Source organism: uncultured Photobacterium sp. (assembly GCF_947502415.1).
GTDB lineage: Bacteria > Pseudomonadota > Gammaproteobacteria > Enterobacterales > Vibrionaceae > Photobacterium.
In genome coordinates this window covers 24525-43073 of sequence record NZ_CANMZV010000029.1, presented here as the reverse complement: position 1 = coordinate 43073, position 18549 = coordinate 24525, and the positions used below count along the sequence as shown (strand labels likewise).

14 protein-coding genes are annotated in these 18549 nt (G+C 46.4%); 9 read left to right on the top strand and 5 right to left on the bottom strand.

The window, feature by feature from the left end; genetic code table 11:
- Positions 1-176: 176 nt before the first annotated feature.
- Complete coding sequence (locus Q0852_RS21285; protein WP_299021890.1) at positions 177-434, bottom strand: YiaA/YiaB family inner membrane protein; 258 nt, start codon at positions 432-434, stop codon at positions 177-179.
- A gap of 710 nt (positions 435-1144) precedes the next feature.
- Here Q0852_RS21285 and pheS point away from each other — a divergent pair.
- From pheS to Q0852_RS21240, 9 genes are all read left to right on the top strand, one after another.
- The gene (pheS, locus tag Q0852_RS21280; RefSeq protein WP_299021889.1) at positions 1145-2128 is read left to right on the top strand and encodes a phenylalanine--tRNA ligase subunit alpha; all 984 of its coding nucleotides are present in this window, start codon (positions 1145-1147) and stop codon (positions 2126-2128) included.
- Positions 2129-2146: 18 nt separating this feature from the next.
- Positions 2147-4534 (top strand): phenylalanine--tRNA ligase subunit beta, encoded by a 2388-nt coding sequence (gene pheT, locus Q0852_RS21275; protein WP_299021887.1) that lies wholly within the window; start codon positions 2147-2149, stop codon positions 4532-4534.
- A 477-nt stretch (positions 4535-5011) separates the two neighbouring features.
- Positions 5012-5308, top strand: a complete 297-nt coding sequence (gene ihfA / locus Q0852_RS21270) for an integration host factor subunit alpha (protein ID WP_299021885.1) — start codon at positions 5012-5014, stop codon at positions 5306-5308.
- 490 nt (positions 5309-5798) lie between these two features.
- Entirely contained in the window at positions 5799-6005 is a 207-nt protein-coding gene (locus Q0852_RS21265) for a hypothetical protein (protein ID WP_299021883.1), read from the top strand.
- On the top strand, positions 6002-7687 hold the full coding sequence (locus Q0852_RS21260) for a DUF4105 domain-containing protein (RefSeq protein ID WP_299021882.1): 1686 nt from the start codon (positions 6002-6004) through the stop codon (positions 7685-7687). The genes Q0852_RS21265 and Q0852_RS21260 overlap by 4 nt, the downstream gene beginning before the upstream one ends.
- A gap of 144 nt (positions 7688-7831) precedes the next feature.
- A complete protein-coding gene (locus Q0852_RS21255; protein ID WP_299021881.1) occupies positions 7832-8878 on the top strand; it encodes a succinylglutamate desuccinylase in 1047 nt (348 codons plus the stop codon).
- 122 nt (positions 8879-9000) lie between these two features.
- Positions 9001-9993 (top strand): vitamin B12 ABC transporter permease BtuC, encoded by a 993-nt coding sequence (btuC, locus tag Q0852_RS21250; RefSeq protein WP_299021879.1) that lies wholly within the window; start codon positions 9001-9003, stop codon positions 9991-9993.
- Between the two features lie 49 nt (positions 9994-10042).
- Complete coding sequence (gene btuD / locus Q0852_RS21245) at positions 10043-10804, top strand: vitamin B12 ABC transporter ATP-binding protein BtuD (protein WP_299021896.1); 762 nt, start codon at positions 10043-10045, stop codon at positions 10802-10804.
- 90 nt (positions 10805-10894) lie between these two features.
- The gene (locus Q0852_RS21240; protein ID WP_299021877.1) at positions 10895-12691 is read left to right on the top strand and encodes a M3 family oligoendopeptidase; all 1797 of its coding nucleotides are present in this window, start codon (positions 10895-10897) and stop codon (positions 12689-12691) included.
- 98 nt (positions 12692-12789) lie between these two features.
- Here the strand turns inward: Q0852_RS21240 and Q0852_RS21235 are convergent, their stop codons facing one another.
- The 4 genes from Q0852_RS21235 to Q0852_RS21220 form a co-directional block, all read right to left on the bottom strand.
- The gene (locus tag Q0852_RS21235) at positions 12790-14196 is read right to left on the bottom strand and encodes a YfcC family protein (RefSeq protein ID WP_299021876.1); all 1407 of its coding nucleotides are present in this window, start codon (positions 14194-14196) and stop codon (positions 12790-12792) included.
- Positions 14197-14256: 60 nt separating this feature from the next.
- A complete protein-coding gene (locus Q0852_RS21230; RefSeq protein ID WP_299021874.1) occupies positions 14257-15366 on the bottom strand; it encodes an NAD/NADP octopine/nopaline dehydrogenase family protein in 1110 nt (369 codons plus the stop codon).
- 194 nt (positions 15367-15560) lie between these two features.
- Positions 15561-16496: a LysR family transcriptional regulator gene (locus tag Q0852_RS21225; protein ID WP_299021872.1), complete on the bottom strand. Its 936-nt coding sequence runs from the start codon at positions 16494-16496 to the stop codon at positions 15561-15563.
- 201 nt (positions 16497-16697) lie between these two features.
- A complete protein-coding gene (locus Q0852_RS21220; RefSeq protein ID WP_299021871.1) occupies positions 16698-18386 on the bottom strand; it encodes a methyl-accepting chemotaxis protein in 1689 nt (562 codons plus the stop codon).
- Positions 18387-18549 lie beyond the last annotated feature (163 nt).

Sequence of the window (18549 nt, the reverse complement as noted above, 5' to 3'; positions counted from 1 at the left end):
AATGGGTGTTCACGTTAAACCAGAATAGGTGTTCACATTGAACCGGAATGAGTGTTCAGCATGGGCCGGAATACGCAGCTGGTGGTTAATATTTTGTCTTCCAGCAGAGTAACGACTTGCTGGAGTGCAGCAAGTTGTTTGACCAGTAAGCTAACAACATGAGGTATCGTCATCGCTTAATCATCTAGCTCATTCAGAAGCTGGGCGTTTTTAGCTTCTTCGAGTTTGTTTAATAAACGGTTTGATTCAACTTGGTCGCGGACTGCTTTGCTTAGTGTGATAGTTGCGCTGATAAGAAATAGGCTACAGATACTGTAATAACCTTTTACAAGTAGATCTCCGGGGAGCTTGATGATACTGATCACCATGGCAACAACGGCGATAACAAAGGTCACTTTCGCGTAAATAAGCCAGTATTTATCTTGTTCTCTCATTGTGTGTCTCCTTGTTTTTGGGATATGTATAACCATATAAAACGCTGTTCGATTAAAGTTAGCTGAGTCTTTGGTAATACGCAAACAACATTTATTCATGTTTACGTATTGGTTTTATTTTTAGGCTCGGATCAAACATTTACCGTTATGATAATTCAGTTGATTGCATGGGGTTGTATGATGTTGACGATGCAAAGGAGGTTGGTGTAGTTAAAAACGCGTTTTGGTAACGGGTTTGAAGCTTTTGATGATGAGCCTGAATATCGCCATATCCGAGCCGATTTTATGCATGTGCCTTTGCTTCCGGAACAGGTGAAGGGGGCAAATCGATCATTTATGCCATTGTAAATCATGAGCGAAGGAACTCTTTGGGCTTTGTACGCTGCGCTTGAACATCGTGATGAAATAAGTACATCAGCGGGTAGTACCTGCTAACGTAGTGAGTCTGTTGGCTATATGGTGGTTTCTGATGGGGGCTGTGCTTTCCTTTTACCCGGATTTTTATTCCTCTTTAGTTTGAGAAAATGTCGCTGATTGAACAGCTACTTAAATGAAAAGTCGCCAAAGCGTAAAAAGGCGACTTTTTTTCGTTCAAAACAACCTTTTTGATGCGATTCGATTTGGATTTAGGCGCATGTTTCATTAGTATGTATCGTTACGCGAATTTATATCTCCCTTAAGGACGCCACCTGTGGGTGGATGAGGAAACGATGCAACATCTAGACGAGATTATTGCCAACGCAACGGCAGCTATTGAGCAGGCTGAATCACTAGCCGCTCTGGACGAAGTCCGTGTCCAGTACCTAGGTAAAAAGGGCCACTTAACCCTTCAACTACAACAACTAGGTAAACTACCGCCAGAAGAGCGTCGCACTGCGGGTCAAGAGATCAACAAAGCGAAGCAAGCTGTTCAAGCACTATTAGTAGAACGTAAAGACGCTCTGCAACGTGCAGAGCTAGAAGCTAAGCTAGCAGCTGAAACGATTGACGTTTCTCTTCCTGGCCGCCGTATCGAGAACGGTGGTTTACACCCTGTTACTCGTACGATCGAACGTATTGAAAGTTTCTTTGGTGAGCTTGGTTTTACAACTGAAGCTGGCCCAGAAATCGAAGATGCTTTCCACAACTTCGATGCATTGAATATTGCGGAAGATCACCCAGCACGTACGGATCACGATACCTTCTTCTTTAACCCAGATTTGATGCTTCGTACGCACACGTCTGGTGTTCAGATCCGTACAATGGAAGAAAGCCAGCCACCACTGCGCTTTATCGCACCTGGCCGTGTTTACCGTAACGATTACGATCAAACACACACGCCAATGTTCCACCAAGTGGAAGGTATGCTAGTTGACGAGAATGTTAACTTTGCACAGCTAAAAGGCATTCTTCACGACTTCTTGTGTAACTTCTTCGAAGAAGAAGTAGAAGTACGTTTCCGTCCATCTTACTTCCCATTCACTGAGCCATCTGCTGAAGTAGATGTTAAAGGCAAGAATGGTAAGTGGTTGGAAGTACTTGGTTGCGGTATGGTTCACCCGAACGTACTACGCAGTGTAGGTATTGATCCTGAGAAATACTCTGGTTTCGCATTTGGTATGGGCGTTGAGCGTCTGACCATGCTTCGTTATGGTGTAAACGACCTACGAGCGTTCTTCGAGAACGACCTTCGTTTCCTAAAACAGTTTAAGTAATCCAGAGGTTTAATCACAATGAAATTCAGCGAATCATGGCTTCGTGAGTGGGTTAGCCCTGCGGTTACCACTGACGAACTAACACACCAAATTACTATGGCTGGCCTAGAGGTAGACGACGTTCTTCCTGTAGCGGGTTCATTCACTGGCGTTAAAGTTGGTCAAGTTGTTGAATGTGCTCAACACCCTGATGCTGACAAGCTACGTGTAACGAAAGTCGATGTTGGCGCAGAAGAGCTATTAGACATCGTATGTGGTGCTTCTAACTGCCGTCTTGGTATTAAAGTAGCGGTTGCAACTGTTGGTGCAGTGCTTCCTGGCGACTTCAAAATCAAGAAAGCGAAACTACGTGGTCAACCTTCTCACGGTATGCTTTGTTCTTTCACTGAGCTAGGTATCGACGTTGAGTCAGACGGCATCATGGAACTTGCAGAAGACGCAGTACTAGGTACTGATTTCCGTGAATTCCTAGGTCTTAACGACGTTACTGTAGACGTTGACCTAACTGCTAACCGCGCAGACTGTTTCAGCATTCGTGGCCTTGCTCGTGAAGTTGGTGTACTAAACCGTGCTGACGTTACTGAGCCTCAGTTTGATGCTGTTGCACCATCAATCGATGACACTGTATCGATTGAAGTTAAAGAAGGCGCAGCATGTCCTCGTTACCTAGGCCGTGTTATTAAGAACGTGAACGTTAAAGCTGAAACGCCACTATGGATGCAAGAAAAGCTGCGTCGTTGTGGTATCCGCTCTATCGATCCTGTTGTTGATATCACTAACTACGTTCTACTAGAGCAAGGTCAGCCAATGCACGCATTTGATCTGTCTAAGATCGAAGGTGGTATTAAGGTGCGTATGGCAGAGCAGGGTGAGAAGCTAACGCTTCTAGACGGTTCTGAAGTTGAGCTAAACGCAGATACGCTAGTTGTAGCTGACCACAGCAAGGCACTGGCTATCGCAGGCATCTTCGGTGGTGAACTGTCAGGTGTTATGGCTGGTACAACAGACATCATGCTGGAATGTGCTTTCTTTGCACCTGATGCAATCCGTGGACGCGCACGTAGCTATGGCCTGCACACGGATTCTTCAATGCGTTTTGAGCGTGGCGTAGATTATTCGCTACAGGTAAGTGCAATGGAGCGTGCTACTCAGCTGATCGTTGAGATTTGCGGTGGTGAGGTTGCGCCGGTTGTGACTGTAGAGTCTGAAGCTGATCTGCCTAAGCCTAACAAGGTTGAGCTACGTCGCACGAAACTAGACAACTTGCTTGGTCATCATATTGCAGATGCAGATGTGGTAGAAATTCTTGAGCGTCTAGGCCTAACTGTTGAAACAACAACAGAGGGTTGGACTGCGACGGCACCAACATGGCGTTTTGACATTGCTATCGAGCAAGATCTGATTGAAGAAGTTGGCCGTATCTTCGGTTATAACAACATTCCAAATCAGTCACCGGTTGCAGCACTAAGCATGAACGATCACAAAGAGGCGAACTTACCGCTTAAGCGTGTACGCGATCTTCTTGTGGACCGTGGCTACCACGAAGCAATCACATACAGCTTCGTTGAACCAGAGCAGCAAAAACTGATTGTTCCTGGTGTTGAACCGCTAATTTTACCGTTCCCTATTTCAGCGGATATGTCAGCAATGCGTCTTGGTCTAATCCAAGGCCTATTGAACACAGTTGTTCACAACCAGAAACGTCAGCAACCACGTGTTCGTCTGTTTGAATACGGTCTACGTTTTATCCCATGTGAGACTGCTGAAAACGGCATGCGCCAAGAGCCAATGCTGGCGGGTGTTATTGCAGGTGCTCGTAGTGAAGAACATTGGGACATCGAAACCAACACTGTTGATTTCTTTGACTTGAAAGGTGACCTGGAAGCGGTACTTGAACTGACTGCAAACGATGTTGCATTTGGTTTCAAACCAGCGAAGCACCCAGCACTTCATCCTGGCCAGACTGCTGCAATCGTAGTAGAAGGCAAAGAAGTAGGCTTTATTGGTACTGTTCACCCTGAGCTTGAGCGTAAGTTCGGCCTGAACGGACGCACCATTGTATTCGAAATCGAATGGGATGCTATCAATACACGTGTTCTACCTGAAGCTGCAGTGGTTTCTAAGTTCCCTGCCAACCGTCGTGATATCGCGGTAGTAGTAAACGAAGACGTTGTTGCTGGTGATGTTGTTGAAGCTTGCCGCGAAAACGGTGGTGAGTTGCTGACAGACGTGAACCTGTTCGATGTATACCGTGGTAAAGGTATCGAAGACGGTCAGAAGAGCCTGGCAATTGCGCTGACACTACAATCTGCTGAGCGTACGCTTGAAGAAGCAGATATTTCTGGTGCAGTTGAAAGCATTGTTGCTGTACTGGCAGAGCGTTTCGGCGCATCTCTGCGTGACTAATTGTCGGTAGCATTGACTTAGATTGACAAGAATTTGTTGTTATTTAAGTCATTGTTTTATGAAAGCAGCCTATTCAGGCTGCTTTTTTTTGATCTGAATCTAAAACACCATAATAATCTGATAGATAGCGGTATTTACTATATCCAGGTTGGATTATAGTTAGTTATACGGCATAGCAATGATTTTATAGTGGTTATTTTTGCACCGATTGAATCGGAAGCACAACCAGATGCATGAAATTTGCCTTTTCTTGCTATTAAAAAACAATAATTTAGTACCAAGTTTAATTAAAAAAGTTGGCGGAAATCAGCAAGTTGGCTTAAACTTGTCTCTAGTTGAACCAAGGCGGTTGTCATGTGGCTTAGGGTGCATAGCGAGTCGCTGACAGTTTGCTTTGGTTTCAAGTAACTAATTCGTCGTGGATATAACTAGTTTTATGTCTACTATCCATTCAACATAGTCTTGAGGGAATGATCTATGGCGCTCACAAAAGCCGATTTGGCTGAGAACCTGTTTGAGAATGTTGGATTGAGCAAACGGGACGCCAAGGATACGGTGGAAGTCTTCTTTGAAGAAATCAGGAAAGCTCTGGAATGTGGTGAGCAGGTAAAGCTATCAGGTTTTGGTAACTTTGACCTTCGCGACAAGAATGAGCGACCAGGAAGAAATCCTAAAACGGGTGAAGATATTCCAATCTCTGCTCGCCGTGTTGTTACTTTCCGCCCAGGCCAAAAACTTAAAGCTCGCGTAGAAAGTATCGAAATCGAAAAATAGCAGTTTTGAGTTTGATAACAACAGAACCCAAGTGAGGTGTGTAGGCTCACTTGGGTTTTCTTTTTCTGCCATCTACTACCATTGATGCCCTGTAATACCAAACTGAACAATAAACTCGCCCTTTGGGAGCACTTCAGCCGCTCGATAACTGCCCCAAATTGTTTTGGTGTAGAGCCACTATATCTTCATCAATTTGGGTTGTTCTCAATCCGCTGAGAGTGCTCTGATTGGATTAGATTATTATTCAGTTTGGTATAAAAATAGATTTCCCAGAAATCATGGGTGACAACTGTTGATATGATAGTTGTTGAGTATTCTTGTCTATATAGGCCTACCTATGTGACATAAAGGAATGGCATTCAATTAAGATGTGGTGCTTTCTATTGTCATTCAGGTAGTTGATGATGATGTCAGTCAATTATTGCCTATCGGTATATCCGTATTATTCCGGCGTCGGATGGATATAACAACGTCAGGAGCAATAATTCGAATGCTGAAACCACAATACTCTAACAACCTATCCCGCAGCCTCTTTTTGTTATCAGGCTTACTGATGGTAAGCGGCACAGCTAGTGCCGGTTATTCTGTTGTCCGGGTTAAATGCGACAAGAATGACACTGAAACACGAATCTTCATTAACAACGAATATAAGGGCAAATGTCCAAAACTTGATGACTCGCTATTGGCTTCACGATGAAACGATTAATTATAATTATCACCCTGCTACTGGGAGGGTGTGCTCAGCAATCTGTTCAGCAAGTATCGAAACCTATCTCAGCTAACGACTGGCAATTATTGCAGGCGAAGTTAACTGAAGGGCCTGCTGAGTTACACCAGGCTATTGTTAAGGAGGCTCAGGCCCGTATATTTCAGGCTAAATCACCGGAAAGCCAGCCTCTGTCAGGAAAGAAATTATTGGTTGAGCTTATTCAGTCTGCTGATAATCCTTTGTTGGTTGCTGATGAATCTTTTTACCAGCTAAATGAGGTTGTCAGCGGGGAGGAAGGTGAAGCTACACCTGTTTTTGCTGACGTTTTGTCAGATTATTTATTGCAACCTGACTTTGCCTGCTATCAGCCGGTTTATGCCCGTTATTTTCAGGAACGTTATCAAGCTTCTTCCATTGGTGTTAAGTGTCAGGATAAAGTCCCGTTCTTTGTTGTTGACCGCTATAAAGGCGGAAAAGTCGTGTGGGTGGCACCGGAACGAGTCAGTGAAATTCACTTGCTCTTTGCTGGTGAAGGGAAGAACTTAAGTTCTCGTTTTGGTCATGTTGCACTGCGTCTGGTGATCTGTCCTGAAGATAGCTCAGAAAAGGGGCTGCCAGAAAAAGAAGACTGCGACACAAATATTTTCGAGCATTTGGTTCTGGGCTATATGGCCCATATTGATGAGTTTGAGCTGGATACCGTGAAGGCGCTGACCGGCCGATATAAAGCCTATCTATTTGCATTCCCGTTTATAGATGTCTACCGCGATTACGCTATCAGCGAATTTCGGGAAGTCTATTCATTGCCGCTAACACTTGATAAACAACAAAATGAGCAAATGGTCAGGGAGTTGGCTGATATCCACTGGCGATTTACCGGGGAATACCGCTTTTTCAGTCAGAACTGTGCCTCCTTGTTGCAGCAAAACCTGCGCTCACTGATGCCGCAAATCAATACTGATAAAGCGCTGAACAAAGATTTCATCCGTCCTGATAAGCTATTTGCTGCAGTCAGAACATCACCGCTGGCTCAGGGGGACAAGCTCTACCCATTGGAGACAGCCGAACAGCAAGGGTATTACTTCTCAAGCACAGAGTCGTTTTATAGCGATGCGATTGATTTTGTTAACGAATCGATGAGTTATCCGACGTTTGCGGATATGGATAGTTATCTGGCAATTGAGCCTGCGCAGCGGATGAAAAATATCAAGCGTGATTATCGTTACTATGCACGTCTGAAGACCGACAAATTTCTGCTTAATGCTCAGATATTGCTTGAAGAGCTGGCTTTTGTTCGTAATGAACGGCGGATGATGGCGGAAGGAACACGGTATTTTCAGCAATTGGATAACCAGAATAGAATTGATCAAATTCACAGCCAGTTAAACCCGAAGCAGAACAAGTTGTTTGATGCTTGCTTGTTGCAGCCGGTAAAACAAATTACCCGGCCGGTAATACGACTTCAGGGCATTCCTGATCAGGAAGAAATCCCAGCACTGACATCGTCGCCTGCATGCCAGAGTATGAAAGCCCGTAAGCAACTGGTGCAGATTTTCTCGGTCGTGAATGTTAGTGAACAGGAGAAAACACAATGGTTACGTGTTGTTGCTGCAACACAGCAGATGAACACTACCATGAATAACATTCTTGAGTTAAATCGGCTGAAGTAACAACAGGCGGGGGAGGGAGCTGTAGGATTATGCCGGTTTCCGTTGGTTACGGGGTGAAACATTTGCATTACACATGTGTAACTATTTTGTGTATTGTTGTTTAGTGACATCCACTAAATAACAGTAATAACACGGAGGTTATGTATGGCGTTAGTACAGCAGGTCAAGGACGGAGACTTTCTTGGTGCGACGCTGGATTTATCACACCCTTTTGAAGCCACTGGATGGACTGCTTCATCCGGAGCGCATTGCCAGTTGATAATGCGTGGTGTACTTCAGGTTACCCCTCCGAATTTGAAGGGCAGAGAGAAAGACATTGTAATTTCATCCGGTATACATGGTGATGAAACCAGCCCTATCGAATTGGTGCAGAGACTGGCTGAAGGGATTTTGCTGGGCAGGCTCATACCTGCTCACAGACTCTTATTGATTATCGGTCACCCGGAAGCCATCAATGTCCATACCCGCTATATCAAAGAGAACATGAATCGTCTTTTCAAGGGCCATAATGAAGAGCGCAACATTGATTGCATAGTGGCAAATCAGCTCCAGAAGGCTGTCAGCCATTTTTATGCCGGTTCAAGGTCAGAGAACAAAGATCGCTGGCACTTTGATATGCATAGCGCGATTCGAGATTCAAAACATTATACTTTTGCAGTCAGCCCGTTTACCGTTAAGCCAACCCGCAGTAATCGCATGTTTTCATTGTTGTCGCGGGCAGGGATAGAAGCGGTGCTGATGTCGAATACACCTTCGCCAACCTTCAGTTGGCACAGTGCTGAGTATTATGCTGCTCAGGCATTAACGCTTGAGCTAGGGAAGGTCGCTAAGTTTGGTGATAACGACTTGTCACCGTTAGAGCCATTTTATGATGCGTTGCTTACATTAGTGACAGAGCCGGAGCTTTCTTTAGAGTGGTATAGTGACAAACTCAAAATCTACAAAGTAACCCGTACATTGATTAAACACTCTGAAGAATTTTGCTTTACGTTTCCTGATGATCTTGCCAATTTCACGTTTTTTGAACAGGGCAAATTGCTGGGAAGCGACGAAGGCGTTGAATATTTTTCATTGTCAGGAGGCGAGGCTGTAGTGTTCCCGAACTCCCGTGTCGCGCTAGGTCAACGGGCCTGCCTTCTGGTCCGGCAGGCCGATGTGGACTTTGGTGAACAGGTTACACTGCGTCAATGAAGTGCTTTAATTTGGCGAAAAGCCAGCAATTGACTGATATATAATTCAAATCTGTGGCGCTCGCTTTTCAATCTTACGGTGAAAAGGTATGGTTAAGGCTTCTTTTTTACCGTGTTTGACCAATGCATTTAAATGATCTCATTACACGCCAGCAGGCAAAGTGGAAGTTTAGCTTCATTTTGATGGCTTTTGCTTTGCTGACTGCCAGTTTTTTTTCCCTTGCAGTCGGTGAACTATTTATCCTGCCCTGGTCTCCGGATGGTGGGTTAGAGCAGCAGTTACTGCTTCAGCTGCGGATGCCAAGGTTGCTGGCTGCGGTTGCCATCGGAGCGTCATTGGCTGTTTCAGGTGCCGTTCTTCAGGTATTGCTGGGTAATCCCTTAGCTGAGCCGGGTGTACTGGGCATTTCCGGCGGAGCCAGCCTTGCTTTGGTTATTGTGTTGTTCGCTTTTCCTTTAGATCCCAGCCCTATGCTGATGATGCTGGCTGCGATGGCTGGTGCGTTGTGTTTTACTTCGATATTGGTCGGATTGTCCCGGCGGGGTAAGGTTTCTACGGCCAGGCTGCTGTTAATTGGTGTTGCGCTGGGGATCTTGTCTGGCGCTATTGTCACCTGGGCTTTTTATTTCAGTGATGATTTGAACCTTCGCCAGTTGATGTATTGGCTGATGGGGAGTGTCGGCGGCGTTAGCTGGACACACCTTTCCCTTTTGCTGTTGGTTATCCCTGTTTTGACCTGGTTGTGTATACAAGGAAAAAAACTGGATTTGCTAATGTTGGGAGAAGGGCAGGCCAAACAGCTGGGGCTTGATGTAGAGTCTTTTCGCTGGCGCTTGATTTTGGTGATTTCGCTGCTGGTTGGTGCTGCGGTAGCGCTGGGCGGTGTCATTGGCTTTATTGGCCTGGTTGTCCCGCATTTGCTGCGTTTAACGTTGGGAACGGAAAATCGCTATTTACTGCCGCTATCAGCGATGGCTGGCGGCTTACTGTTGGCGGTTGCCGATACGACATCGCGGATCATCCTGCCTTCTGCTGAACTTCCTGTGGGGGTGGTGATCACCAGCATCGGTGCCCCCGTGTTTATCTGGATGTTGCTGAGATCCCCAATCGATTGAGTTTTTCGCTATGACATCAAAAAGCATATATGACAATAGGGATGAAAGGTTGATTTTAGAGGCCAGGAATTTGGCTATGCCGCCGCGCTTATTGCCTGTATCTTTTTCAATAGAAGCGGGTGAGATTATTCACTTTATCGGTCCAAACGGCAGCGGTAAAAGTACAGCGTTGTCGATGCTTTCCGGCTTGTTCGACGGGGACGGTGAGATCAATCTGCTTGGAAAGCCTATTACCGACTATGACCTGCAGATGTTGGCAAGGATGCGTTGCTATCTTGCCCAGCAGGATCGCCCAGCATTTTCAGTCGGTGTTTACCATTATCTTTCGCTGGCCTTGTCCGCTTTGACAGAGGCTGAACCTGAAAAAGTCCAGGAAGCCTTAGATGAAGTATGCCAGGCACTGAATATTGCCGATAAACTGACGCGCAATATTCAGCAGTTATCCGGCGGTGAATGGCAACGTGTTCGTTTGGCGGCGGCTTGTTTGCAGGTCTGGCCTACACTGAATGCTGAAGCAAAGTTGTTGCTCCTTGATGAACCTGCTGCGGCGCTGGATATCGGACAGGAAGCCGCTATGTATAAGCTGATCCGTATGATGGCAGGAAAAGGCATCGCCGTTGTGATGGCTAATCACGATTTGAATCGCAGCCTGCGTGAAGCCGATAAAGTGCTGCTGTTGAAAAACGGTTCCTGTGTGGCGAAGGGGGCACCGGAAGACGTAATGACGGTCGAGCGGCTGGAACAGACGTTTGTAACCCGTGTTCAGCGGGTTGAACATGACGGAAAGTCATGTCTGATTTTTTCTGATTAAGTCATACCCAAGTGATCTCATTCTGAAAACGGTAATCTGAGGTTACTTGGGTATAGTTACTTAAAACTATTCTTAATAAAGGAGTGATAAATGACTGCACCAAGCTGGGATTTGTCGATTGCCTATCAGGATCTTTCTGATCCGAAAATTCAACAAGACATTAAAACAATCGAAGAAAAAACTATCCAGTTGGCGTCTTTAAATCCGGACAGCCTTGATGAGCTGATGAAGGCTATTGTTCTTAAAGATCAGCTTGCAGTTAAAGTTCGTACTTTATCCAGCTATGCCAACTGTTTAACTTCAGTCGATGCTGCGAATGATGGCGCGAAAAAGCTGTCAGGCCAGTTGGATCAGTTATTTTCGAAGTTCGAGCAGGCGCTTAATCCGTATTTGCAGGCACTGATTAATTTGGATGATGGTGATTTTGAAGCTGTGCTTGCCGGCAATCAGGAAATCGGCAGTCTGGCGCATCACCGTTTTCGCCTCAAGCGCGACCGCCTGAAGCGAAATCGCTTGCTTTCTGTGGCCGAAGAGCAGTTGCTTTCTGCAATGAATGTGGATGGTCGTAATGCCTGGGGACGTCTTTATGACAACCTGACTGGTAGTTTGAAAGTAACACTCAAACTTGCGGACGGCAGTGAAGAAACCATGGGTCTATCGCAGGCTGCGAGCATTCTTTATGGCCCGGACAGTGAACGCCGTGAACCAGCATGGCGAGCGATTTCTGGCATCATGGAAGTACATGAGCAGACCTTCGCCGCTATTCTTAACGGCTTGGCTGGTGGGCGCTTAACGGAGTATGAAAAGCGCAGCCACACCGAGCAGGTACACTTCCTTGATACGAGTCTGCACACCAGTCGTATTGAGAAGCAAACACTGGATGCCATGATTCAGGTTGCCAGAGACAACCAGTCAGTCGGTCGTAATGCCGGGCTGCAAATGGCAAAACTGTTTGAAACAGACAAGCTCAAACCATGGGATGAGCTGGCTTCAATGCCTGCACTGCAAGGTAGCAAAGGCGAAAGCTATAGTTTTGAGCAGGGTATTTCGATTATCCGCGATGCGTTCGCTGGAGTTGATCCTGAAATGGCAGGCTTTGTCGACATGATGGTCGAAAGGAAACTGATTGATGCCGCACCTCAGCCGAAAAAGCGTTTAGGTGCTTACTGCACTAAGTTTGTTGATACTCGAACACCTCTGGTCTTTATGACCTGGGGCGGCAGCATGTCGGATGTTCTTACTCTGGCGCATGAACTGGGTCATGCTTTCCACAACTGGGTAATGCGTGATATGCCTTTGGTGCAAACTGAGTACCCGATGACACTGGCTGAAACAGCATCTATTTTTGCTGAGAATATCGTTCGTGATGCGTTGCTGGAAAAAGCACAGAATGATCAGGATAAGCTGATGATGCTGTGGGAAGAAGCACAATCCGCTCTGGCATTGATGGTCAATATCCCTGTTCGTTACGAGTTCGAAAATGCCTTTTACGAACAGCGTAAAGATGGAGAGTTTACACCGGAGCAGCTAAAACAGCTGATGTCAGAGACCTGGCATGAATGGTATGGCGATGTGATGGATGAAACCAACAGCATGTTCTGGGCCAGCAAGCTGCACTTCAGCATTCCTGAAATCAGCTTCTATAACTATCCATATTTGTTCGGTTATCTGTTCAGTAAAGGTGTTTATGCCCAGCGCAAAGCGAAAGGTGAGCAGTTCTATTCGGACTATAAAGCCTTGTTGTGTGATACGGGTTCTATGACAGCTGAAGAGGTGGTTAAGAAACATCTTGGGATGGATATTCGTCAGCCGGAGTTCTGGCAGCAGAGCGTTGATATGGTTAAACAGCAAATTGATGAGTTTGAGCGATTAGTAAATTCGTTATAACAAGAGAAAGCCAGACATGAAGTCTGGCTTTATTTTGATAGCCAACTGAGCTACCGCGTTGTGGAGAGTTTCATTTAGATGTTTGGCTTAATAACCGATTACCCTATCATGACACCAAGGCTCAACAGCACCATCACCATAGCCGTCAGGAACCCTAGCAGCGGGCCGATGAATCGCAGCCATGATGAGTAGCCGACGCGACCGATTGCCAGGCCACCCATCACGACGCCGGATGTCGGGGTAACCAGGTTAGGCAGGCCGGATGCGGATTGATAGGCTGTCACTACCAGCTCTCGGCCAACACCTGCAAAGTCAGCCAGTGGTGCCAGAACTGGCATTGAAAGTACCGCAAGACCGGATGATGATGGCACCACCAGACACATTACAGCTTCTACCCAGTAGATAGCATTGATGAAGGCGACATCGTTTAGTCCACCCAATAAGCTTTCTGCGTAGTGAAGGATTGTGTGTGTGATGTTGCCGTTGTCCATCACCACAACCAGACCGCGCGCAATAGCGATGATCAGGGCGACACCTAGCAGATCTCGGGCTCCGTTTACGAAGCTGTCGGTGATTTCCACCTCTGACATGCGACCGACAAAGCCAACCAGGATACTGGATCCGATAAACAGGGCTGACAGTTCAGCCATCCACCAACCGGCAACGGAGACACCCCACATCATGACGGCAAAGGTCAGAGCGAAGATAGCTAATACGGCTTTTCGGGTATTGTTCAGCTCCGGTGTTTGCTGTTGCTTGCTATGAAGGAAATGGTTGAGGTTTGCTTCTTTCTGGTGAGCAACAATGGATAGTTCCGGATTGCGTTTCACTTTTTCGGCATAGCGCATCACATAAATAACGCAGGCCAGCCAGCCAAGTACCAGGATTACGGCGCGAAGGGCAAAACCGTTCATAAAGTTGATTTCAGCAGCGTTGGAAGCAATCACTGTTGCAAACGGGTTGATGGTTGAGCCCAGGCAGCCGATACCGGCACCAATCATGATAATCGCAACACCGACAATGCTGTCATAGCCTGCAGCTATCATTACAGGGATCAATAGTGCGTAGAAGGGGATGGTTTCTTCTGCCATGCCATATACGGTGCCGCCCAGCGCGAATAAGCCCATCAGGATAGGGATCATCCATTTTTCACGTCCGGCCAGACGCTTCATTGTGCCTGCAATACCTGCATCAATAGCACCAGTTTGGGTGACAACTGCAAGGAAGCCCCCAATTACCAGAACAAACAGCGCTACATCTACTGCACGTGCAGCATAGCTGCTTGGATCGTAGAAGCCCTGAATAGGTGCCATTAATATTTCCACGAAACCTTGTGGGTTGGAGTCCACGGTTTGATACGTTCCGACCAGCGGTACCATGCGTCCCAGCGTTTCGTTGGTTTCCATCTGATATTGTCCAGCCGGAATAACCCAGGTCAGTACAGCCATGAGAACCGTCAGAATCATCAGGATTGTGTAGGCAGAGGGAAATTTAATTTTTGTCATAAGGGTGTCCTCTTGTTTCAAATGGGGCTTTCACCCCATAAATGGGTGGCAACACCCTAGTTATGCAACAAAGTCTATGATTTCCTGTGCTGACATGTTGTCTAAGCCCATTTGTTTCAGTGTTCTTCCTGTTTCGAAATAGTTGGTCTCGTTATAGGCGTTATCGATATGCAGGCATGATGTAATCATTGGAGTATCGATACCAACCAGCTGACCCAGCTCATAGCAAGGAACCAGCAGGTAGGCGGCATCTTCAGTGATATAGCGGTTGCTTGCTGAATTTGGCGCGCTGTTCAGTTTGCCGTGAGTTTCTGACGTGCGGTTTACTTCATAAACACTCTTACAGTCCATGTCGTACAAGGCGTTCATTGCATCCAGCTCAGGAAGAAGTTGCAGCCCCAATGCTTTACCGATTGACTGACGTTCAGTTTCCATCACAGCTGCCGCTTTGGCGGTTGATACTGAGCAGCAGTCTTTGTAGTAATTAAACTGGCCGTCAAAGTTTTCAAGCAGACCCATGTTGAGGGTCGTAAGCAATGGATGCCCACCGAAGTTGATATTTTCCAAGCCTGCTTCAATCACATTATTGAGAGGCTTGAGTGGCAGCGGCATTACCGGCTGTAGAGCATTAATCGCTTCTTGTGTACGGTTAGCCGGGAAGGCTGCGACAGGCAAAAATTCTTTCATACCCAGAATGGCAATCTCCGCTGGCCCGACAATACGGGTTGCCCAAGGAATTGAAATAGCGTCGACAAAAGTCAGGTTAAGACTCGCATAGCCTTGTTCTTTCTTGATTTGGTTCAGAACCAGTGAGCCGTAGTTACCTGGCATCAGCATAATGATCTGACCATCTCGAAGATGGGGTAGCATGTTGATAAATAGTGGTTCCTGGGCAAATGAAGGCACAGGAAGCACCAGTATATCGGCGTATGCGATGGTTTCGGCCAGATCACGGCTCACTTTGTCTATTTTCTGGAACCCGTCATAGGTAAGAGGAACATCATTAAAACTGTCCAGGGCATGGATACCGCCTTGCTGTTCAATATCAGTCAGTGGTTGATCATATCCCGGAGCACCATACAGGCAGACATCTGCGCCTTGTAGTGTGAAGTGGTAGGCTGCGGTTAGGCCAGCATTGCCAGAGCCGATCACTGATACACGAGGGTTCATAGGTTCTTCCTTCTTGTTATCTGATTTATCTGCTTTCCAGACTAAGGAAGAACCGTTCATGGCTGCCAATGACTAAGGTGGGGACTAGTATGCAAAAAGGTAATGCTTAGTAAGTGGTATAGCTTTATCCTTTTGATAAATAGGGGTTTTTACCGTGTTCACCTCTGTTGGTTACGGTCATGTTAACTGTGATCTCACTCAGTAAGCCGTTCGTCAAGGTCTCGCATTGGACCGATTTTAAGGTAGATATCCATTTGATCGGCCTGCAACATAAATTGCTCGATGAATTGCTCTGCATGGCGGTGAACCGGTTTTAATGCCGGGTAAAGGATGTCGAATTCAAACGGCAGGCTGAAGACCAGCGGGCGCATGACAACCTGAGGGTGTTCGTTCTCCATATAGGCAGTGAAAGGGTCGGTGATAGCTATACCGACACCTTCCCGAACCAGAGCGGCAGCAGTACTGGCGAGGGAGACTTCGATCTGCTCAATGGTAGAAAGATCATAGCGACGTAATAGAGAATCTATTCGTCGTTGAGTAACATCTTTTTCATGGCGGATCAGCACCTGTCCGGCGATATCGTAGATATCAATTACGGAACGTTTTGCTAAGGGAGAATCAGCGGGCAACAGGCAAACGCACTCAGATTCCACTTTCTGTGCTTTCACCCCAGCTAAGTGCTCATCGACAAAAGCAAAGCCGATATCTGTTGTTTGGCTTTGTACCCGACGGATCACATCTTCTGAGCGATAGGTTTTGAACCCGACTTTCATCTTTGGAGCCTGTTTCAGAAACGTCGCCAGTATTCGGGGCAAGAAGGCATTAGAGAGCAGGGGCATTGCCGCAATATTCAGGCTACCGAAATGGCGGGAGCGGATTGAATCGGCTGCATTATCCAACCCCGATACGGCATCAAACACTTTTGCTACTTCGAGATAAAATGCTTGTCCTTCATCACTAAGTTCTAGACGGTTTCCCTTACGGATAAACAGCTTGAAGCTCAGGCGTTGTTCAAGCCCGGATAATAATCGGCTAACAGCGGGTTGGCTAAGGCTCAGGCGATCGGCTGCGGCTGTAACAGTCTGGCATTCGACGACAGCCTTAAAGGCATTGAGTTGGGATAGTTTCATAACAATATTGATCAGTAACACATTGAAATAAAGTATCAGATTCGGAGTCACATGACAGCGAGACTTTTTGATAAATCAAACAATATCACATGGTTAGTGGAAACTATTCAGGTTGAAATTAGGATGTAATGGCTAAAAAAGAAGAGAAAAAAAGCCAGACTTCCTGTCTGGCTTTTTGGTGAATGTCCGAATTTGTAATAGTTATTTAATTTTGAACTGACCAACAAGTTGTTGCAGTTCGGTGCCGGCATTGTTCAACTCATTAACCACTTGCTCAGATGTGCCACCAGCCTGAAGTAGCTCAGAGACGATGTCCTGGATAGCAACCATGTTGCGGTTGATTTCATCTGTTACAGAACTTTGCTCGGTTGCAGCGGTGGCGATTTGGCTTGTCATATCATTAATTGTCTCGACTGCGCCGGTCACCGCTGACAGACTGTCAGTGATTGAGTTAGCTGCGCCTACTGCCTCGTTACAGGTTGACTGGCTGTGAGTCATAGATGATACCGCTTGGGAAACAAGGGTATGTAGCTCATCCAGCATTTCCTTGATTTCTTTAGTGCTAGACTGGGTACGGCTTGCAAGCCCGCGAACCTCGTCAGCAACCACGGCAAAGCCACGACCTTGCTCACCAGCTCGTGCTGCTTCGATTGCAGCATTTAGTGCCAGCAGGTTGGTTTGCTCAGCAATTTCACCGATAACTTTAAGGACGTTATCGATCTTCTGTGACTGTTGGTTCAGTGAGTGAATGTGCTGAGCTGCCTGATCTACTTCATCAACCAGGGCAGTGATTGATACCACAGAGGTATCAACGCGTTCTTGGGCTGAATAGGAGTCTGTACTTGCATTGCTGGTGGCATTGGCAACTTCGTTGGCATTCATTGCTACTTCGCTAGCAGCAGTGCTCATTTCAGTTACCGCGGTAACAATCTGCTCTGTTTCGTTATTGTGCTCTTGTAGCTGTTGTGTCAGGCGAATGGTTTGCTCATGGATATTGCCCGCAGCGCCATTTACGTTGTCGGTAACATCAGAAACCTGCGAGATGATGGTCTGTAGTTTTTCAACGAAGCGGTTGAAAGCACTACCAAGCTCGGCAATTTCGTCGTGGCCTTGAACGTCCAGACGGCGAGTCAGGTCGCCTTCACCGTCAGCAATTTCATTCAGGGTTTGAGCCATATTTTGAACTGGGCGTGTCATGCGGCCCGCAACAAACAGAATGCAGATAATGGAAACTGTAACCAGAACCAGCGCGCTCAGCAGAACCAGTTCAAAGCGTTCTTCCATGCTGGCTTTTGCTTGTCCGTGGTATTCGGCGACTTCAGTATCGATATCATCGATGTACAGGCCGGTACCAATAAACCACTTACCATTGTTAACTGAGATAGCATAACTCAGCTTCGGCTGAGGCTGGCCACCACTACTTTTCGGGTAGCTGTAACCGACAAATCCACCGCCACTTCGCGCAGCTTGGATCATTTCTTTGATGTAGGCAACTCCGTTTGCATCCTGTAAGTTCAGACGGTTCTGACCATGGTTGGCGGGTGAAGTTGCATGGGCTTGGTTAACACCATTCATGTCATAAATGAAGAAATAACCTGAACGGTCGTTGGCAAAACGCAATGGAGTTAATAGCTTGCGAACTTTTTCCAGTGCAACTGCCGGGTTGTCATTGTCAGTAAGTACTGCATCGACGCCATGTTGGGCGACAGTAATAGCATCTTTAAGTTTGTCTTTACGTTCCTGGACCAAACGCTCCTTGAAGTGTGTAACCTCTTCGTTTAAAGCTTTGTTTTCCAGTGAAACAACGATGCTTATTGCAACGCCCATAAAAATGAACATTGGTAACAAGCTGAGTAAAAGCAATTTGCTTTTTAATTTCAATTTATTCATGACAACTCGGACTCTTCTACAATCAAAAAAATAATTTTGCAGCTTCAATGCCGCTTATTAGATGTAGATTTTATCGGCACAAGGAATAATTCCTTTATTGAGTGTTATGACAATTGGGCAGTAAAGGTAAAAAAATTGTATGTGGCTCACATTTATTGTGCTG